General features: G+C 65.6%; 20 protein-coding genes. 9 read left to right on the top strand and 11 right to left on the bottom strand.

The window, feature by feature from the left end; all coding sequences use genetic code 11:
- Position 1: 1 nt before the first annotated feature.
- Positions 2-985 carry an ABC transporter permease gene (locus ACFO0G_RS13030; protein ID WP_286400357.1) on the bottom strand — a complete coding sequence of 328 codons (984 nt, stop codon included), beginning with the start codon at positions 983-985 and terminating at the stop codon, positions 2-4.
- A gap of 267 nt (positions 986-1252) precedes the next feature.
- Positions 1253-1861, bottom strand: a complete 609-nt coding sequence (locus ACFO0G_RS13035; protein ID WP_286400358.1) for a TetR/AcrR family transcriptional regulator — start codon at positions 1859-1861, stop codon at positions 1253-1255.
- 122 nt (positions 1862-1983) lie between these two features.
- Between ACFO0G_RS13035 and ACFO0G_RS13040 the strand changes: the two genes are divergently transcribed.
- From ACFO0G_RS13040 to ACFO0G_RS13060, 5 genes are all read left to right on the top strand, one after another.
- Complete coding sequence (locus ACFO0G_RS13040) at positions 1984-2541, top strand: NAD(P)H-dependent oxidoreductase (RefSeq protein WP_286400359.1); 558 nt, start codon at positions 1984-1986, stop codon at positions 2539-2541.
- A gap of 287 nt (positions 2542-2828) precedes the next feature.
- The gene (locus ACFO0G_RS13045; RefSeq protein WP_376978080.1) at positions 2829-3356 is read left to right on the top strand and encodes a GerMN domain-containing protein; all 528 of its coding nucleotides are present in this window, start codon (positions 2829-2831) and stop codon (positions 3354-3356) included.
- A gap of 88 nt (positions 3357-3444) precedes the next feature.
- Positions 3445-4737, top strand: a complete 1293-nt coding sequence (locus ACFO0G_RS13050) for an aminotransferase-like domain-containing protein (RefSeq protein ID WP_286400362.1) — start codon at positions 3445-3447, stop codon at positions 4735-4737.
- A gap of 44 nt (positions 4738-4781) precedes the next feature.
- Positions 4782-5210 carry a universal stress protein gene (locus ACFO0G_RS13055; protein WP_286400364.1) on the top strand — a complete coding sequence of 143 codons (429 nt, stop codon included), beginning with the start codon at positions 4782-4784 and terminating at the stop codon, positions 5208-5210.
- A 178-nt stretch (positions 5211-5388) separates the two neighbouring features.
- A complete protein-coding gene (locus ACFO0G_RS13060; RefSeq protein WP_286400365.1) occupies positions 5389-5724 on the top strand; it encodes a hypothetical protein in 336 nt (111 codons plus the stop codon).
- A 31-nt stretch (positions 5725-5755) separates the two neighbouring features.
- On the opposite strand, the gene ACFO0G_RS13065 is transcribed toward ACFO0G_RS13060, so the two are convergent.
- The 5 genes from ACFO0G_RS13065 to ACFO0G_RS13085 form a co-directional block, all read right to left on the bottom strand.
- The gene (locus ACFO0G_RS13065) at positions 5756-6373 is read right to left on the bottom strand and encodes a phosphatase PAP2 family protein (protein WP_286400367.1); all 618 of its coding nucleotides are present in this window, start codon (positions 6371-6373) and stop codon (positions 5756-5758) included.
- 3 nt (positions 6374-6376) lie between these two features.
- Positions 6377-7879 (bottom strand): dihydrolipoamide acetyltransferase family protein, encoded by a 1503-nt coding sequence (locus ACFO0G_RS13070; RefSeq protein WP_376978083.1) that lies wholly within the window; start codon positions 7877-7879, stop codon positions 6377-6379.
- 7 nt (positions 7880-7886) lie between these two features.
- Positions 7887-8867, bottom strand: a complete 981-nt coding sequence (locus ACFO0G_RS13075; RefSeq protein ID WP_376978085.1) for an alpha-ketoacid dehydrogenase subunit beta — start codon at positions 8865-8867, stop codon at positions 7887-7889.
- Positions 8867-10096 (bottom strand): pyruvate dehydrogenase (acetyl-transferring) E1 component subunit alpha, encoded by a 1230-nt coding sequence (gene pdhA, locus ACFO0G_RS13080; protein ID WP_376978087.1) that lies wholly within the window; start codon positions 10094-10096, stop codon positions 8867-8869. Before pdhA ends, ACFO0G_RS13075 begins: the two co-directional genes overlap by 1 nt.
- Before the next feature lie 149 nt (positions 10097-10245).
- A complete protein-coding gene (locus tag ACFO0G_RS13085; protein WP_376978089.1) occupies positions 10246-11364 on the bottom strand; it encodes a histidinol-phosphate transaminase in 1119 nt (372 codons plus the stop codon).
- Between the two features lie 103 nt (positions 11365-11467).
- On the opposite strand from ACFO0G_RS13085, the gene ACFO0G_RS13090 reads away from it, so the two are divergent.
- On the top strand, positions 11468-11893 hold the full coding sequence (locus ACFO0G_RS13090) for a phage holin family protein (RefSeq protein ID WP_286400376.1): 426 nt from the start codon (positions 11468-11470) through the stop codon (positions 11891-11893).
- 220 nt (positions 11894-12113) lie between these two features.
- The gene (locus ACFO0G_RS13095) at positions 12114-13034 is read left to right on the top strand and encodes a glycoside hydrolase family 25 domain-containing protein (RefSeq protein ID WP_376978091.1); all 921 of its coding nucleotides are present in this window, start codon (positions 12114-12116) and stop codon (positions 13032-13034) included.
- Positions 13035-13061: 27 nt separating this feature from the next.
- Here ACFO0G_RS13095 and ACFO0G_RS13100 read toward each other — a convergent pair whose 3' ends face one another.
- On the bottom strand, positions 13062-14408 hold the full coding sequence (locus ACFO0G_RS13100; RefSeq protein ID WP_376978093.1) for a hypothetical protein: 1347 nt from the start codon (positions 14406-14408) through the stop codon (positions 13062-13064).
- On the bottom strand, positions 14408-14710 hold the full coding sequence (locus tag ACFO0G_RS13105) for a hypothetical protein (RefSeq protein ID WP_376978095.1): 303 nt from the start codon (positions 14708-14710) through the stop codon (positions 14408-14410). Before ACFO0G_RS13105 ends, ACFO0G_RS13100 begins: the two co-directional genes overlap by 1 nt.
- A 166-nt stretch (positions 14711-14876) precedes the next feature.
- Here ACFO0G_RS13105 and purB point away from each other — a divergent pair, with 166 nt between their 5' ends.
- Both purB and ACFO0G_RS13115 read left to right on the top strand, forming a co-directional pair.
- Positions 14877-16319, top strand: coding sequence for an adenylosuccinate lyase (gene purB / locus ACFO0G_RS13110; protein ID WP_376978097.1), 1443 nt, complete (start codon positions 14877-14879; stop codon positions 16317-16319).
- Between the two features lie 92 nt (positions 16320-16411).
- A complete protein-coding gene (locus tag ACFO0G_RS13115; protein WP_376978099.1) occupies positions 16412-17089 on the top strand; it encodes a histidine phosphatase family protein in 678 nt (225 codons plus the stop codon).
- Here ACFO0G_RS13115 and ACFO0G_RS13120 read toward each other — a convergent pair.
- Both ACFO0G_RS13120 and ACFO0G_RS13125 read right to left on the bottom strand, forming a co-directional pair.
- Positions 17086-18081 (bottom strand): serine/threonine-protein kinase, encoded by a 996-nt coding sequence (locus ACFO0G_RS13120; protein WP_376978101.1) that lies wholly within the window; start codon positions 18079-18081, stop codon positions 17086-17088. The two genes, ACFO0G_RS13115 and ACFO0G_RS13120, sit on opposite strands and share 4 nt — an antisense overlap.
- A 390-nt stretch (positions 18082-18471) precedes the next feature.
- A complete protein-coding gene (locus tag ACFO0G_RS13125; protein WP_376978103.1) occupies positions 18472-18987 on the bottom strand; it encodes a MarR family winged helix-turn-helix transcriptional regulator in 516 nt (171 codons plus the stop codon).
- Positions 18988-19069: the final 82 nt, after the last annotated feature.

Below are 19069 nucleotides of genomic sequence, written 5' to 3' on the forward strand. Positions count from 1 at the left end.
GTTACTGCACCCGCACTCTCGGGTCGACAAGCGTGGTGGCGAAGTCCGCCAAAATGGCGCCAATGGCGAAGATCACTGAGCCGTAGGCCAACGTGGCTGTGGCGGCGTTGACGTCCTGCAGCGAAATTGCATCAATGCTCCAGGAACCAACGCCCGGCCAGGCGAAGATTTTTTCGGCGAAGAAACCGCCGGCGAAGATGGCAGGGATGGTGAACGCGATGCTTTGGGCCACCGGGATGAAGGAGACGCGCAGCGCGTGGCGGGCGATGGCCTGGTTCCGGCTCAGGCCCTTGGCCCGGGCAGTCCTGACGAAGTCGGCGTTGACGTTGTCCAGAAGGTATTGCCGCTGGGCGATCTGGTACGACCCCCAGCCCACCAGGGTGATGGCCACCGTGGGCACTGCATAATGGGCCAGCAGGTCGACGAACTGGGGCCAGCCGGGCGCAACGCCCGGGGTGGAAATGCCCGTGACAAAGAAGATGCGGTTCCCCGCTGATTCGTTGATGCTGATGGCGCCCAGCTGTACAAGGAAGTAGGCGATGGGCGCGGGCACAATGTGGGCAAGGTAGCTGTAGGACGTGATGGCCCGGTCCTGGAACTTGTACTGGCGTGCCGCCGAATAGACGCCCAGCGCAACGCCAATGACCAGGGTGAGGATGATCGACGCCAGGAAGAGCCGGGTGGAGATCCAGACGCGGTCCCCGAACTCGGCGTTGATGTAGGCGCCGTTGGGGCTCCGGCCCCAGTCCCAGCGGGTGACGATGCCGGTCAGCCAGTCAACGTAGCGCTCCCATGGGCTGAGGTCCGGGTCCAGTCCCTTCAGCCGCATCGAGTTGGCGACCTGTTCCGGGGTTGGCCGGGGGATCCGCTCCTGTTCGAGGAGCGCCGGCTTGAGCGAGCTGACAGCCAGGAAATAACCGGCGGACGTGGTGAGGAAGATCATCACCACATAGGTGATGCCGCGCTTGGCGAGGTACTTGAGCATGGGCGCTGCTGGATCCTTCCGTCTTCCCCGGACAAGCACGGATTGTGCCGCCTCACCGGGTCCCGAACCAGCGGGTAGCTGGCTTCCCGCAGCCCTATGGGCAGGTCCTGGTGGACTATGTCGCGGGTCACATTCCAGAGGAAACTATCACAAGCCCCAACCCGAAAAGCGCGGTAATCCCTCGAAATCCGGCGCGCCGTATCAGATCGTTATGAATAGTTCTGTGAAGTTGGTGTGACTGGACGAGCGAAACTGCCAGGGCGTAACCTACGCGCCTGTTACAACCCGTGTCACAAGATCGCGCCACGAGACGCCGAGACGGTCACGTGTGACACCGTGGTCGCGGATGAGGTGCAGGAGCCGTTCAGGGTCCAGGGTTGCGGTAAGGGAGCCCGCCATCAGCCAGGGCTCGGGCGAGTCCACTCCGGCCTCGCGCAGCAGCATTTCCACGTGCTGGTTCCAGAGGGCCACGGCCGGCACCTCGAACCGTCCCCGGGAGGCGTGCCCGGCCGCGAGGACCAGGTCCCCGAACTCCACCAAGTAGGCAATCCGCTCGGTTCCAAAGGCGATCAGCCGTTCGAGCGGCTCAGCGCCTGGTCCCATGGGTGGCGGGCCGAACAGGAAGCGGGCCTGGAAGGCGGCCTCCGAATCATTCAGCAGGGTCAGCATCAGTCCGGCCCTGCTCCCGAAGCGGCGGAAGACGGTGCCTTTGCCCACCCCTGCGTGCTCGGCCAGGCGGTCCATGGTGAGCGCCCCTGCTCCGCCCTGTTCGATCAGTTCGCGGGCAGCCAGCAGGAGGCGCTCCCGGTTGCGGGCGGCATCGCTGCGCTCCGCGGCCGTGACCGGCGTTTCCGGCCGCACTGGGATGGAACTCACAAGGACAGTGTAGCCAGAGGGAATAGAACCGGACCACGGTCCGTTTAGTCTGGGTGAAAGGCTGCAAAGCCTGAAGTCTGACCGAACGCGGCCCCCGCCGCGCCCCCTAGCCAGGAGTTTCCATGACCAAGAGCACCGTACTGACCCTTGTGGGCAGCCTCCGCGCCGGATCCACCAACCAGCAGCTGGCGGAAGCAATCCAGCTCAACGCACCGGAGCAGGTGGACGTGGTAATCCACGAAAGCCTGGGCAACATCCCGTTCTACAACGAGGACATCGACGTCGAAGGCCAGGTCCCGGCAGCAGCGGCAGCACTGCGCGCCGCAGCTGAAGAGGCTGACAGCGTCCTGCTCGTCACCCCCGAGTACAACGGCACCGTTCCCGCCACCCTGAAGAATGCCATCGACTGGCTGTCCCGCCCCTTTGGCGCCGGCGCCCTGGCAGGCAAGCCGACCGCCGTCGTCGGCACCGCTTTTGGCCAGTACGGCGGCGTGTGGGCCCAGGATGAGGCCCGCAAGGCCGCGGGCATCGCAGGCGCCAAGGTCCTTGAAGACGTCAAGCTTGCCGTCCCCGGTTCCATGGTGCGCTTTGCCGAAGTCCACCCCAAGGACGACGCCGAGGTAGTGGAGCAGATCAAGGGCATCTTCGACGCCCTGGCCGCATCCGCACCGGCAGCCTAGCCCGTCCCGCACCCCGCAGTGCCCGGTACGCCCCCTGCGTACCGGGCACTGCCGCGTTAAGGCGCGGGCGCAGGGGCCGTGACCAACTCTTGTCCCAACCGGTACCGTCCGGACATCTGCGGCGGGAAGGGGGGCCGTAGCGTTAATCCACTGGAACTACCGGATCGGATTGCGGCCCCATGGCAGGAAAAAGAAGCTGGGACAGCTGTGTGCATTGCGCCATGGTTGCCGTGGGATGCCTGGCCCTGCTGCTTACGGGATGCAGCTCCCCGATCCCCCACCCTGACGTGCAATCCCCTGCCGCAGCCGGAAGCACCGGACCAAGCGCCGCCCCGCTGGCCTTCATTCCCGCCACAATTGCCGCCTCCGAAAGCGGTGGGTCAACAGCCTCCCCCACCCCCGGCAGTGGCACCGAGGCAACGGCCGCGCCGGTCACGGCGTACTTCGTGCTGGTGGACGACGGCGGCAGGCACGGCGTCCGCTTTGGCTGCAATGACAGCCTGGTGGGTGCAGCCGGGGCCGGCAGCACGGGGGACGGCAGGCTTAAGGCAGCGATAAACGCCCTCCTGGGTGCGGAACAACCGGAAAACCTGTACAACGCACTGGGCAGCTCCCGGCTGAAGTTCCTGTCCGGCAGCTTCGACGGCACCACCGTCACGGTCTACCTGTCGGGAACCCTCAACCCGGGCGGGACCTGCGACACTCCGCGGGTTGAGGCCCAGCTCACCCAGACCGCCCTTGAAGCCGTTGGCGCCGTCAAGGCCGCAATCTACATCAACGGCGAAAGCCTGGCTGACTACCTGAAGTTGAAGTAGCTGGGCGCCTGGCACCGAACTTCCCGCGGGTAAATCGGGGATAAACAGGTGTTGCTCTAGAAATAACAGTGGGCTGTATCCTGACTCTGTGACCCACGAAACACTTGACGCTGCGGCGGGCACGCTGCCGGCAGAGGCCATTGACGCCATCGAACGTGCCGCCACCTCGGCGCACCGGCATGAGGAACTCTTTTCCGAGCGCGCGGCAAACATCCGCCAGTCGGCCGTGCGCGACGTTTTCGACATCTCGATGCGGCCAGGCCTTGTGTCCCTGGCCGGCGGAAGCCCCTACCTGCAGTCGCTGCCGCTTGACCGCCTGGCGGCGACGGCTGCGAAGATCATCGCCGAGGACGGCCTCACGGCCCTGCAGTACGGCGCCGGGCAGGGGACCGCGGAACTGCGCGCCCAGATCTGCGAGGTCATGGCCACCGAAGGCATCCTCGATGCCAAACCGGAGAATGTGGTGATCACTGCCGGCTCCCAATCGGCACAGGATGTTGCCACAAAGCTTTTCTGCAATCCCGGCGACGTAGTGCTGGTGGAGGACCCCACCTATGTGGGCGCGTTGAACACATTCGAGGCCTACCAGGTCCAGGTGGAAACGGTGGAGATGGACCAGTACGGGCTGGTCCCGGAACTGCTGGAAGCCCGCATTGCAGCCCTACAACTGGCCGGGAGGAGCATCAAGTTCCTCTACACCATCCCCAATTTCAACAACCCCTCCGGCATCACCCTCGCCAAGGAACGCCGGCAGCAGGTGGTGGATATATGCCGCAGGGCGAATATTCTGGTGCTGGAGGACAACCCGTATGGCCTGCTCCGTTTTGAGGGGGAACCCTTGGCTCCCCTGCGGGCCGCCAATCCCGATGACGTGATTTACCTGGGCTCCTTTTCCAAAATATTCGCTCCCGGCCTCCGCATCGGCTGGGCGCTGGTTCCGGAGCACCTCCAGCGCCGCTACTACCTTGCCGCCGAGTCCGTGACTCTTTGTCCGCCCACCCTGAACCAGATGCTGGTCTCGGCCTACCTGGGCGGATACGACTGGAAAGGGCAAATCGAAACCTATCGCGAACTGTACGCCGAAAGGTGCCGGGCCATGCTGGCCGCCCTCAAGGAATACATGCCGTCCGGAACCTCCTGGACCAGTCCGCAGGGCGGCTTCTTCGTCTGGGTGACGCTGCCCGAAGGCGTCGATACCTACCCGCTGCTGCACAAGGCGATCGACGCCGGGGTGGTGTTCATCCCGGGAGCCGCCTTCACGCCGTCGGACGAGCCGTCCAACAAGCTCAGGCTCGCCTTCAGCGCCGTGCCTCCCGACGCGATCGCCGAAGGAGTGCGCCGCCTGGCGCCGGTGCTGCAGGAAGCCATCGCCGCGCTGTAGCGTAAGCCACACGAGAGCCGTAAACCGAGCAAAGGAGCATGCATATGGGTGGAATCATCGTTGTAGGGGTTGACGGCAGTGAAACCGCAAAGAAGGCGGCCGAGTCGGCCAAGGGCCTGGCAGCAGCCATGGACGCTTCGCTGCACGTAGTCTCGGCCTTCGACAGCGACCGTACCGAAGTGTTCGGCAGCGGCAGCGACCGGTGGATCGTCTCCGACGCGGACGCCGCAGAGCAGGTGGCGCGGACCGTAGCGGAATCGCTGGGCCGCGACATCACCGTGACGTATTCGGCAGCACGGGGGCGGCCGGCCGACGCCTTGATCAAGGAAGCGGTCCGAATGGACGCACGGATCATCGTGGTGGGAAACCGGCGCATGCGCGGCGTTGGCCGGGTGCTCGGCAGCGTTGCCAACAGCGTTGCCCACAACGCTCCATGTGACGTCTACATCGCCAACACCTACGACGCCGACTAGGCCCACCGTCCGGCCCCAGGCGTAACCCCGGACACTCCCCGTGGTGGCGGATATCGCTGCGGGGGGTGTCCGTTCTCACCGCTCTATCACCGCTTCAGCTGGTGGCGCAACGATAAAATTGTAGAGGCCCCCAAAGGCGTGGACACTGACGATTCCACCCCCAGCGAAGGGCTTTTCCTTGATTACTCTGCAGCGCCGCCAGCTGGTTGGCCACGACATCCTCCTGGCCCGCCACGGCAACCACATCAGCTCCATGCGGTTGGACCGCAGCAACGACAGGGTGGTTGCGCTGCTGGACGACGGCAGCCTGGACAGCGCTCCCAACCTCATCACTCCCGGCCTTCAGCTTCCGGCGACTGTCCGCAGCGTCCTGCGCGAGGACTGGAAGCTGCTGAGCGCCTGGGCCGGCATGGCCGCCCTGATGGGAGTCCTGATGACTGGCGCCGCGGTGGCCCTGGGAGCGACTGCCGATCCGGCGATCATTGACGCCCTGACTGCGTACAACGCGTACTAAAACCTCCTGGCTGCACGTGCTCCGCGGGGCTTTAGCCCACCAGCCAGCCCCGCAACAGCCACCAGATCCCAGCCATCACCACTCCGCCGAAGAGCGAGCCTGCCACCACCTGCGCCAGCGTGTGCGCCCTCAGGACCACCCTTGACCAGCTGACCGCCGGAACCAGGAGCAGCAGCGGCGCCCACGCCGGGCCCAGCATCAGGACGGATACGACGGCGGCGCAGGACATCGCGGCGGCGTGGCCGCTCATTTTCCAGAACGGGCTGACCGCGGCCAGCACGGCGACTCCGCCCACCACCGCCAGGACCATGGCCACCACACTCGATGGCGCGTCCACGGCATTGAGCACCAGCAAACCGACAGCGATGGAGGCCAGCGCCATCAGGAGCACGGGCGCGCGCTGCTTCCGGTCGCTGACGTGGTGGTCCGTCACCTTCCCCAGCCGGACCAGGACCAGCAGCACTGCGAGCGGAACCACGCACACAAAGAGGGCCGCCAGTGCACCGTAGCCGATGGATCCGGGAAACCCCGCCTCCGCCAGCGGGCTGATCAGCAGCTGGAGGGAAACCACCACCGGTGGCTGGAAAACCTCAGTCAGCCATCTGGCGGTCCGGTTCCTAACCCGGATCGACCCGCCGCTAACCGTCACCGGTCAGTCCAGCAGGAGCGCGGGCTCTTCCAGGATGGCCGCGACGTCGGCCATGAAGCGGGCGGACAAGTCACCATCCACCACGCGGTGGTCGAAGGATCCCCCAAGCGTGGTGATCCAGCGGGGAATCACCTCGCCGTCCAGCACCCAGGGCTTCTGCTTGATGGTCCCGAAGGCCACGATGGCCACCTCGCCCGGGTTGATGATGGGCGTGCCGGTATCGATGCCCAGGGCGCCGATGTTGGTGATCGTAAGGGTGCCGCCCTGCATTTCCCCCGGCTGCGTCTTCCCAGCCCTGGCGGTGGTGGCCAGGTTGTTCAGGGCAAGCGCGAGTTCCTTGAGCGACAGGTCCTGGGCGTTCTTGATGTTGGGCACCATGAGGCCGCGCGGGGTGGCTGCGGCGATGCCCAGGTTCATGAAGTGCTTGACCTGGATCTCGGCCGATCCATCCTGGTTGTCCACCCACGCCGCGTTCACGCTGGGGTTCCGGGCGGCAGCCCAGATGACGGCCTTGGCCAGGATGAGCAGTGGTGAGACCTTGACGCCCTCGAAGTCCCGCGAGGCCTTGAGCCGCTTGACGAACTCCATGGTGCGGCTGGCGTCGACGTCCACGAAGATGCTGACGTGCGGTGCCGCGAAGGCCGATTCCACCATCGCCTTGGCCGTGGCCTTGCGCACGCCCTTGACCGGGATCCGCTCCACCCGCTGGTCCTGCGGCTTTCCTGCCTTGCCCCAGAAGCCGTCCGCCTTGTCCAGTTCGGCGTCGCGCTGGGCCTGGTAGCTCACCAGGTCCTCCCGCGTCACCTCGCCCCGTGAACCGGTGGCCACGACGTCGGCCAGGTCGATGCCCAGGTCCCGGGCGATCTTGCGGACCGGCGGCTTGGCCAGGACGCGGTTGACCAGCCCGGTGATGGTGCCGCCCAGGGTCGGCCGGTTGTCGACGGCGGCGGGTGCGCCGGCGAACACCTCGGCGGGGGTCCGCGGCTGCACAGGCTCAACCTCGGGGGCGTTGACGGTCACGGCAGCGGCTGGTGCGGTCTTCCGCGGGCGCCGCTTGACGGCGTCGGCCTTGGGGCCGGAACCCACCAGCGGACCGCCGGCCGGGGCGCTGGCGCCGCCGTCGTCCGTTCCATCCGGCGCCTCGTCCTGGGGAAGCTTGCCGTAGAGCGGCTGCGCGGTTTGTTGTGGCTGTGCCGGCGCTCCCGGTTGTGGCTGTGCCGGCGCTTCCGGCGCGCGGACGTCTGCGGGCGTGGGGTCGCCGGCAACTTCGTCGCTGACGCTGATGATGGCGGTCCCTACGTCGACGGTCACCCCTTCCTGCACCAGCAGTTCGGTGACGGTCCCGGCAAACGGGGACGGCAGTTCCACGATGGACTTGGCGGTCTCGATCTCGCACAGGACGTCGTTGATGGCCACGGCGTCGCCTGGCTTGACCTTCCAGGAGACGATTTCCGCTTCGGTCAGGCCCTCGCCGACGTCGGGCAGGTTGAACTTGTTCAGGGTCATGGTGTCCTCAGTAGGAGAGGGCGCGGTCCAGCGCCTCCAGGATGCGGTCGATGTCCGGAAGGTAGTCTTCCTCCACCTTGGCAACGGGGTACGGCATGTGGAATCCGCCCACGCGGATCACCGGGGATTCGAGCGAGTGGAAGGCGCGTTCGCTGATGCGGGCGGCGATTTCGCCGCCGATTCCACCGAACGTGGGTGCCTCGTGCGCCACGATCAACCGGCCGGTCTTTTGCACGGACGCGGTGACCGTGTCGAAGTCGATCGGCGAGATTGAGCGCAGGTCAATGACCTCAACGCTGCGGGCGTCCTCCTCGGCTGCATTGGCGGCGGCAAGGGCCACGGGAACCAGGGGGCCGTAGGCCACGATGGTGGCGTCGGTGCCCTCCCGGAGCACGTGGGCCTTGAACGGGTCCTCGGCGGGGCCCGGCGCCTGGACGTCCACGTCCCCCTTGAGCCAGTAGCGGCGCTTGGGTTCGAAGATGATCACGGGGTCCTGGCACCGCACGGCCTGCTGGATCATCCAGTAGGCGTCGTGCGGGTTGGACGGGGTGATAATCCGCAGGCCCGCCGTGTGGGCGAACAGGGCTTCAGGGGATTCCGAGTGGTGTTCCACCGACCCGATGCCGCCGCCGTAGGGAACGCGGATGACCACCGGAACGGTGAGGGTGCCGTTGCTGCGGGCGTGCATCTTGGCCAGTTGCGTGGTGATCTGGTTGAAGCCGGGGAACACGAAGCCGTCGAACTGGATTTCGCAGACGGGGCTGTATCCGCGCAGGGCCAGGCCGATGGCGGTGCCGATGATGCCGGACTCCGCCAGCGGGGTGTCCACCACGCGGTCAGGGCCGAACTCGCCGATCAGCCCGTCGGTGACCCGGTAGACGCCGCCCAGGGGGCCGATGTCCTCGCCCATCAGCAGCGATTTGGGGTTGGCGGCCAGGGTGGCGCGAAGGCCCTCGTTGATGGCCTTCGCGATGGTCATGGTGGTCATCAGTGGCCTGCCTTTGCTGCCTGCCCGGCGGATTCTTCCTCGCCGGCAAATCCTGCGCTGTATTCCTCGAACCATGCCAGTTCCTCCGCCACCAGCGGGTGCGCTTCGGCGTAGACGTTGGCGAAGGCCGTCCGGATGTCCGGGTTTTCGAGATCATGGGCGGTGCGGCGGACATAAGCGGCCAGCTCGTCGCCGTCTGCCTTCACCTTGGCGAAGTAGGCGTCGTCGGCCAGGCCTTCGGCGCGCAGGTACTTTTCGAGCCGGGCCAGCGGGTCCTTGGCGCGCCAGGCGTCCTCTTCGTCGGAGTGCCGGTATTTGGTGGGATCGTCGGCGGTGGTGTGCGCCCCCACCCGGTAGGTGAAGGCCTCGATCAGGACCGGGCCCTTGCCCTGGCGTGCGTGCTCGAGCGCCCACTCGGTGACTGCGTGCACAGCGATCACGTCGTTCCCGTCCACCCGGATGCCGGGGAAACCGTAGCCCTTGGCGCGGTTGGAGAGGGGCACGCGGGTCTGGATGTTGGTGGGCACGGAGATGGCCCAGTGGTTGTTCTGGCAGAAGAACACGACCGGGGCCTTGTAGGAGGAGGCGAACACCATCGATTCGTGGACGTCGCCCTCGGAACTGGCGCCGTCGCCGAAGTAGGCGATGACGGCCGCATCCGGCTGGCTGCCTGCCGGATCCGACGCCGCGAGCTTCTGGTCCCGCTGGATTCCCATGGCGTAGCCGACGGCATGCAGGGTCTGCGCGGCCAGGACCAGCGTATACAGGTGGAAGTTGGTGTCCTTGGGATTCCAGCCACCGTTGGAGACCCCGCGGAACTGGCGCAGGAGTTCTGCCAGGTCCACGTTGCGGGTCAGCGCTACGCCGTGTTCACGGTAGGTGGGAAAGATGTAGTCCTGCGGCTGGCTGGCCCTGCCCGAGCCAATCTGCGCTGCCTCCTGGCCGGTAAGCGGGACCCACAGTGCCAGCTGCCCTTGACGCTGGAGGGCGGTGGCCTCGACGTCGAACCTGCGGATGGCGGCCATATCGGCGTAGAGGCCGCGGAGGTCCTCCGGGGTGAGTTTGTCCGCGTACTCACTGAAGACCGGGTCGGCGCCCAGTTTTCCGTCAGGGCCCAGCAACTGCACCATCGGGGCAGGGGGCTCACCCATAACGGCCTCTGCATCGGCCTCCCGCTGGTCGTCTACCGCTGTTCCGTCGAACTCGGTGGAAGGCAGATGAGTGCCCATACCGTCTCCTTGCCTGCCGCATCCGGATGCAATGCGATGTCGTGAGGATATATGCCTTACAAGGAATACATTCCCTTTACGGCATATACATTGGCTTACTGATCCTAACTTTATCTGCGGTAAGTAGCCGGAGGGCTACTTGTTAAGCGCTAGGAAGTTGCTGGCGCCTTTGTATAGTCGGCACACAACTGGAGGAACCGTGAGTTTGCCTCGGGTTCCCCGATGCTGACCCTTACGCCTTCCCCGGCGAAGGCCCGCACAGAGAGGGCCCGCGTGCCCGCGAGCTCGGCAAAGGCCGTGGTTTCAGCGCCAAGGGCAAGCCACACGAAGTTGCCCTGGGCATCGGGGACCGCCCATCCCAGCTCCCGGAGGCCAGCCATGACCTGCGTTCGCTCGTCCACGAGTTTTTGTACCCTTTCCACAACCTGGGGGTAATTCTCGAGGGAAACGATTGCCGCCTTTTCGGCAATTTGGGACACGGCGAAAGGTGTTGCGGCGACCCGCAGGTATTGGGTTAATTCCGGATGGGAGACGCTGTAGCCGACGCGAAGCCCGGCCAGGCCATGTGCCTTGGAGAACGTCCGGAGCACCACAACGTTGGGGTATTTGCGGTAGAGCGCGATCCCGTCCACCGCGTCCTCCGCCCGGACAAACTCCTGGTAAGCCTCATCGATGACCACCACGACGTCGGCTGGGACGGAACGGATGAAGGCCTCGGCCTCAGCTGCCGTGAGGGCCGGGCCGGTGGGGTTGTTGGGCGTGCAGAGCAGGATCACCTTGGTGCGGGCACTCACTGCTGCCGCCATGGCTGCGAGGTCGTGCCGCCCGTCACCGGTCACGGGGATCTGCACGCTCTGGGCACCCGCCAGGCCCACGCTGATGGGGTATGCCTCAAAGGAGCGCCAGGCGTAGATGACTTCGTCCGCCTTGCCGTCGTCGTTCTGGCCCGCAAAGGCCGCCAGGATCTGGTTGAGCGCGCCCAGGCTTCCAGCTCCGGTCACGATGTCCTCGGCAGGAACGTCAAGGAATTCTGCGAGCGTGGCACGGAGCTTGCTGCTCAGGGGATCCGGGTAGCGGTTGAAGTCTTTCTGGCCGGCAATGGCGTCCAGCACCGCCGGAATCGGCGGCAGCGGGTTTTCGTTGGAGGACAGCTTGTAGCTGGCCAGTCCGCTGACCGCGGCCGGCGGCTTTCCTGCAGCGTAGCGGGGCAGCCGGTCCAGCACCGGGCGCGGCGCGATTCCGCCAGCCCTGGTTTCAGATGAAGTCATGGCCTCTAGCCTACTTCGAGGCCCTCAAGGGTTCCGGGGAGTGAACGGCAGAAATTCAGGGCGGTCCCAGCCGCCCGGAAGGACGGTATGGAAGCATGGTGCCATGGGTTCCTTCATCCTTCGGGTCGTCGTCAATGCCGCTGCTCTTTGGGTGGCCAGCTGGGTCCTGCCCGGCATGGAAATTTCCAGCACTGCGGCATCTGATGCCGTGGCCAGGACCGGTATTTCGCAGGACACCGGGACCATCGGGATTGTGGTGGCCTATCTCTTTATCGGCCTCATTTTCGGCGTGGTCAATGCCTTCGTGCGGCCCCTGGTAAGTCTCCTCGCTCTTCCTATCACCATCCTGACGCTCGGCCTGTTCGCGATAGTGATCAATGCAGCGATGTTGTACTTGACCTCCTGGATCAGCAGCTACACCCCGGTGCACCTCACCTTCGATTCCTTCTTCTGGACTGCCGTGCTGGCCGCGATCATTATTTCCCTGGTTTCAATGGTTGCAGGGCTGCTGCCCGGCGGCCGGCGCTGACGTCCCGCGGGGCCACCTGCCGGGGCTGACGACCAGGCAGGATTCGTCCACCCAAGTAGAAGTGCCCGCGGAAGCAGGTACCTCACAGGTGCTTTCCCCGTGCCGGTTCCCAAAAGTCCAGTACCGGCCACCCATGACCCCCATGGTGCCCGCCTTTTAGGCTGCGAATCGGGCCGCAAAAAGGCCCGTTGCTGTCAGTTCCGGAACACGGGGGCCAAAGATGAAGCCCATAAGAATCCTGCTCGCTGCCTGCCTGCTTTTCGCCTGGCAGGCCGGCCCTGCTCATGCGGACACCGAAACAGGGCCGTTGCCCAGTGCCGGGGGTTTGGGCAACGACATCTCCTGGCCCCAATGCGGCGCGGATCTTCCTGCACCCCCTGCCTTCGCGATCGTGGGCGTGAACGGCGGCCGGCCGGATACAGCCAACCCGTGCTTGTCGGACCAGCTGGCCTGGGCCGACCAAAGCGCGCTGTCGGCAGGAGGGACGCCGGCGGCCGTGTATGTGAACACGGCCGCAACAGGTCCTGTTGAAACACTGTGGTGGCCTGCAGAGAACACCTATCGGAACGCTGCTGTCAGCAACCCCTACGGTCAATGCGATGGCACTGCCTCCCCGGCCTGCGCTTACGTGCACGGCTACGGGATGGCCGTCAACGCGGCTGGCATCCTGCAGGAAGCCGGGCACACCGTGGGCCACCGGATGTGGTGGCTGGATGTTGAATTCGGAAACAGCTGGCTGTGGGACAAGGCGGTGAATGCAGCAGAACTGGAAGGCATGACGGCCTACCTGCAGGGCGCCGGAGCAGAAGTAGGGATCTATTCAACCGGGTATCAATTCAGCGAGATTGTGGGTGACGTCAGGCCCGGCAGCAACCTCGACAAACTTCAGAACTGGCTGGCGGGCGCCTATTCCGCAGAGTCGGCAGAGGAATATTGCGGGGCTTCACCTTTGACGCCAGGCGGAACTGTAACCACAACGCAGTTCACGGAAAACGACCTCGACTACAACTACCGGTGCCCCGCCGCTGTCCCCGCCCCGGCTCCACAGCCAGCCCCGCCGCCCGCTCCGGAACCTGCCCCGAAACCGGAAAACCCACGCTCAAATCCCTATGCTGAACTGCACGCCGCGCAGATTTCATGACTCCCCCGCCGGGAACAGTCACGGCCCCTACCGGGCACCCGGCTGCGGCCGCCCGGAAAAGGGGTCCCTGGGATCCTTGGGAACAGAGGGCGGCGGAGTCTTGGACAATGCAAAGCGGGTGGCGGTGGCAGCACCCCCGGCTCCGAGGACACTCCCAAGCACCGCCGTGGACTGGACCAGTGAGGGGTCTTTGCTCGCGCCCACCTGCCGGGCTGCCTCCTCATAGCCCGGGAGGCTGTGTCCGGGGCCCAACCCGGCATCTTCTCCCCCGCGCACGTAAAGGTCATTGTTCATGGTTACGGTGACCTGGTTCCTGGCGTCGCGGTTCGGCAAGCCATCGCTGCCGGGCACCCAGTCTGTTCGGTGCTCCAGGTGAAGGCTGCTGACATCGGGGGAAGGCATGATGCGCGAAACGGGCGACCCGGCGGTCAGGACGTATTTGAGCCGGTACTCCTTCCCGAAGGCCTCGTCAGCCGCCAGGTTCATGGCGTGGATACCGCCTTGGCTGTACCCCACAGCGACCACCTCCGCACCGGGTTCCGCACCCGCCTGCCGGAGCGACTGGATGACAGCTTCATTGATCCGTTCCGAGCGGGCACCCATACCGTCTACGATTCCGCCCAAATCAAAAGGATTGGTCCCGCCATCGGATTCGTTCACCTGCGTTCCGGGAACAACAACGACGTAGGCTTTTCCGGCGCCGATATCCACTTCAATGACTTCGATGTAGCCGCTGCCGCGTGCCTCAATCATCCGTACCCGCTCAAGCAGCCCGGCGGGGCTCGCATCAAGATCGATGGAGATGGTTTCTTCCTGCGTGGCCGTTACGGGGCCCGTGCGCAGGGAAGGGATGTTCTCTTCAACCGCTGGCTTGATCGCGGGCAGGAGGATGACGGCATCTGCCACCAGCATTTCAGTGGCATCCCCGTTAAGGAATCCCGTCCGCCAGAAGTCCACGTGCTTCTGGAGCTCCACGTCCGGATCCGACAAACCCAGCCGCCACTTCAGGTGGGCAGCGGATTCGGCAATCTCATACTCGCGCCTGCAACTGCGCACCTGGCCGCTGATCCGCTGCAGTTCCAGGCGTACTGTCCGGACGGCATCCTTAGCCTCCCAAACGGCAATGAGGGCGGCGGTTCCCGTACTGCGCGGTCGGTTCTGGTGGGCACCGAGCTCCTGCCAGGCAGTGAAAAGCCCAGTCTCGATGGCTGCGAGCCGCTCGGCCAGCCGATCGAGCTTTCCGGCCCCCACCTCCAGCTCCTCCAGCTGGACGGTAATGCCGCCCACCCCGCCGGAGACTGTGAGGTTGCCGTCCGGAGGTGGTGGCAAAACCTGGATGGGTCCTCCCGATCCGGAGGGCGTTGCGTCAGCCATCAGCACCGGCCGTCAGGCGAACATTCGGAGGTCAATGCCGCGCGGGCATGTGCTGCCACGGCGGCAGAAGCTTCCAGGATCCGGTCCAAGGCCCTCCGTACGGCCACCGCCTGCAAGGCGACAGATTCCCGGTAGGCCTGTCCCGCAGGCGACTGCCAGTCCTCCATCTGGATCTCATGGAATCCCGCAAGCACCCCTTCGGCACTGTGCGAGCACTGCGCCACCTTCCTGCCCACCTCCTGGACTTCCAGGCTGACGTCCTGCCCGCTGCCCCGTATCCCGTCCATCGATTCGTTCTCCATGCTGCTTACCGTCGCGGTCTTCCCGGCCGGATGATCCGCCCCAACCCTGCCGCCACCAACGCTAGGGACGCTTCCCTGCCCGGGTAAGCACCGCCGTCGGCTATGTGGACAAGTAACGTGGGGGACGCGCTTAAGGCGGCGCCGGACTTCGTGAAAGAATCAGCACATGCCTGAAACTGCCGCCACAGCTGACACCCGCACGCCCTCAGGACGCCTGGCCCTCGCCGCGTCATCGGAAAAAATCGCGCTTGGCCCCCTGGACGGCCGCTACCAGTCCGCCGTCGCGCCCCTGGTTGACTACCTGTCCGAGGCCGCGCTGAACCGCGACCGTGTGGCTGTCGAAGTGGAATGGCTGATCCACCTGACCAGCAACAACGTCCTTCCCGGCGCGGGCCCGCTGAGCGCGGAACAGCAGGGCGAACTCCGGGCCATCGTCACGGAGTTCGACGCCGCGTCCGTAGCGGAGCTGGGCGAGATCGAGGCCGTCACCGTCCACGATGTGAAGGCCGTGGAGTACTACATCGGCCGCCGGCTCCCGGCGATCGGGATCGAAGACCTGACCGCCATGGTCCACTTCGGCTGCACGTCCGAGGACATCAACAACCTCTCCTACGCACTCGGCGTCAAGGGTGCTGTGGAGGACGTGTGGCTGCCCGCGGCCCGCGCCCTGGTGGCACAGATCAGCAGGATGGCCGAGGACAACCGCGCCGTCCCGATGCTGTCCCGCACGCACGGCCAGCCCGCCACACCCACCACTTTGGGCAAGGAGCTGGCAGTCATCGCGCACCGCCTGACCCGCCAGCTGGACCGGATTGCCAAGACCGAATACCTGGGCAAGATCAACGGCGCCACCGGCACCTACGCCGCCCATGTGGCCTCCGTTCCCGGCGCCGACTGGGAGCAGGTGTCCAAGTCGTTCGTAGAGGGACTCGGCCTGACCTGGAACCCGCTGACCACGCAGATCGAGAGCCACGACTGGCAGGCAGAGTTGTACGCCGACGTGGCGCGCTTCAACCGCATCCTCCACAACGTCTGCACGGACATCTGGAGCTACATCTCCATCGGCTACTTCGCGCAGATCCCGGTGGCCGGCGCAACGGGGTCGTCCACCATGCCGCACAAGGTCAACCCCATCCGCTTCGAGAACGCCGAGGCCAACCTGGAGATCTCCAACGGCCTGCTGGACACCCTGGCTGCCACCCTGGTGACCTCCCGCTGGCAGCGCGACCTCACCGACTCCTCCAGTCAGCGCAACATCGGCGTGGCGTTCGGCCACTCCCTGCTGGCCATCTCCAACGTGGCCAAGGGCCTTGACCGCCTGGACGTTGCCGAGGACGTCCTGGCCGCCGATCTGGACACCAACTGGGAGGTCCTGGGCGAGGCAATCCAGATGGTCATGCGCGCCGAGGCGATTGCCGGCGTCGAAGGCATGGAGAACCCCTACGAGCGCCTCAAGGACCTCACCCGCGGCCACCGCGTGGACGCGGCCCGCATGCAGGAGTTCGTGCAGGGCCTGGGCCTCTCGCCCGAGGCTGAGGCACGCCTCCTGGCCCTTACGCCCGGCAAGTACACGGGCATCGCGGACCAGCTGGTGGACCACCTGAAGTAAGCCCGCACGCAGGGCAGGAAACGTACGACGGCGGCGCCGGGCTTCAAGAGGGCCCGGCGCCTTCCGTGCGTTCGGGGTGGGAAACTGGGAACATGAAGTTGCTCCTGATCCGCCACGGCGAAACCCCAGGCAATGTACTGGGCCAACTGGATACCGACCACCCGGGGCCCGGTTTGACCGAACTGGGCGAACGCCAGGCGGAAGCCATGGCGCGGGCACTGGCAAACGAACGCATCGGCGCGCTTTACGCCTCCACCCTGATCAGGACGCAGATCACCGCCGCGCCGCTGGCCCGGCTGCACACCCTCGATATTGAAGTCCTGGACGGGCTGCACGAGATCGAGGCCGGGTCACTGGAGAAACTGACCGACCACGAAGCCCACAAGCGCTACATGGGGACCGTGATTTCCTGGGCTGCGGGCGACCTGGACCGCCGCATGCCCGCCGGGCCCGACGGCCATGCCTTCTTCGAGCGGTTCGACGCCGCCATCGCACAAGTGGTGGAACGGGCTGAACGGCAGCAGCACGGCACGGTTGCCGTCGTCAGCCATGGTGCCGCCATCCGCACCTGGGCAGGACTCCGGGCAGATGGCGCTGACCACGAGTTCGCCGCACGCCATGTCCTGGCCAACACCGGAATCGTCGCGCTGGAGGGAGATGTGGCTGCAGGTTGGACCCTGATCCATTGGGATGGAAGCCCCGTGGGTGGCCTTGCCCTGGCAGACCCGACGGCCGGGGATCCCACCGGACGCGACGTAGCGGCTCCCTAGGCCCGCTGCCGGCGGCGTCGGGGAGAGAGTGCCCGCGTCGCCGGACACGTCCCGGCACCCGTCTGGCCACGCTGGCCACACTGGCGCCCTTGGCTGTGCAGGGTGCGCTGGATACCTTGGCTGGACGACGGTACCGCCGGAATCAGCTGTGCCGCCATCGCCGCGGCGGCTGCTGCCGTGGGACGTTCCGTGGCGTCCATCGCCGTTAGGGAACGCAGCAGGGCAGCCCAGTCACCCAGGGAATCCGGGATCTCGGGCGAGCGCAGGGTGCGGGCCACGAGGGATTCAACGGCGGTACCGGGAAAGGCCTTGGTGCCGGTGAGGAGTTCCAGCAGGACCAACCCCATGGCGTACACGTCCCAAGACGGCTCCGCTGCCCCGCCGGCGGCCTGCTCCGGGCTCATGTAGTGCACGGTTCCGGAAGAAATCCCGGGTTCGGGAGCCGCCCCCGCCGTGGCTGCAATTCCAAAATCGATGATCCGGACGGGACTTCTCCGCAGGCCGCTCAGCATCAGGTTCGCCGGCTTGATGTCACGGTGCACAAGGCCGCTGGCGTGAAGGTGCGCGAGCGCCTCAAAAAGGCCGCGCGCCCAGCGCGCAACATCATCCGGCCGCGGGCTCTGCAGCCGGATGGTGTCGGCCAGGCTCGTTCCCAGCGCCAGTTCCTCCACCAGGAAGGGACGCCCGGCGTGGGTACCGCCGTCGGGCATAACGCCCTGCGCAATGAGCCGCACAATCGAGGGGTGGGTGAGTCCGGCGAGGACCCCGGCTTCGTTTTGGATGCGCTGGTGCTGCTTGCGGCCGTTGCCGGCAGCCATCTTGACCGCAACATCGGGACCGCCCTCCAGGTCTACCGCCCGAAAGACTTCGGCAGCAGACCCGCGGCCCAGCCGTTCCCGAAGTTGCCAGCGTCCGGCAACAGTGCCGTTTGCACGGGCCGGGAGCTGCGCAGCAGGGGACTGCGCATGAACTGCAGTTTCCAGGAGGCTCATGCGGGGGAAACTACTGGGGCATGTCCCCGCCGGGGATCAGTGGACCAGGCATCGAGCTGGAACCCGCAGCCGCAACGCCAGACGGGTGGAAGCTCAGTACCGACGGCATCGGCGGGTGCAAAGGTATAGCTCGCGGTTTCCAAGCCGACGGCAGGAGTCACGAGCTGCATTGGGGTGCCGCAGTGGACCGCGCATCCGCCCTGCGGCGCAGTGGTGCCGTCCAGGGTGGATGGGTTCAGGTCCAAGTGGCTGTCCAGGACTACAGCGCCCAGGCGGGGATCAGGCGGCGAAACTTCGGTGAAAGTAACCAACACACTCACGACTCCGTTAGGAAGCAACATCAGGAACAATCGTAAGCTTACATATAACTAGGCTAACTAGCTAGTCAGCCTAGTGAACTTTTAGTTCTTCGCCTTCGTGCACCTGAAGCGACTGGGTCATGCGCTGGAGGAAGTCGACAACGATGCGCGCTTCCTCCGCTGTCAGGCTCTCGGCAACCGTCATCATCCGCCGGTGCATGGCGCCAAGGGTTTCGCGCACCTCTTTGTCGGACTCGACCGTGGGAAGCACAACGACTGAACGGCGGTCGGAGGGATGCGGCTCGCGACGGACATGGCCACTTGCCACCAGCCTGTCGATGAGCGAGGTGGTGGACGCGCTAGTAATATTGAGGAACTGGCTGAGATCCTTCGGCACAACCTGCTTGCCCGACGCCTGCACCCTCAGCAGGTAGCGCAGGGCAAGGATGTCCGTCTCCCCCATGCCCATGGAGTCCCTGGTGCTGCGGCGGATTTCCGTTTCAGCCGCCCGGTAGTCCCGGAGCGACTTCAGCACCGCTGCACTGTAGTCCAGCTGCCCGTCGGGTCCGTACCAGTAGCCGGATCCCTCGTTGCCCGTAGAAACCATGGGATCATTCTAGACCAACTGATAACTAGCCTGCCAAGTAAATTGCTTTGCCGCCTCCCACACGCGTTAGCGAGGCCCTAAC

This window comes from Arthrobacter sedimenti (assembly GCF_042652025.1).
GTDB classification, from domain to species: Bacteria; Actinomycetota; Actinomycetes; order Actinomycetales; family Micrococcaceae; genus Arthrobacter; species Arthrobacter sedimenti.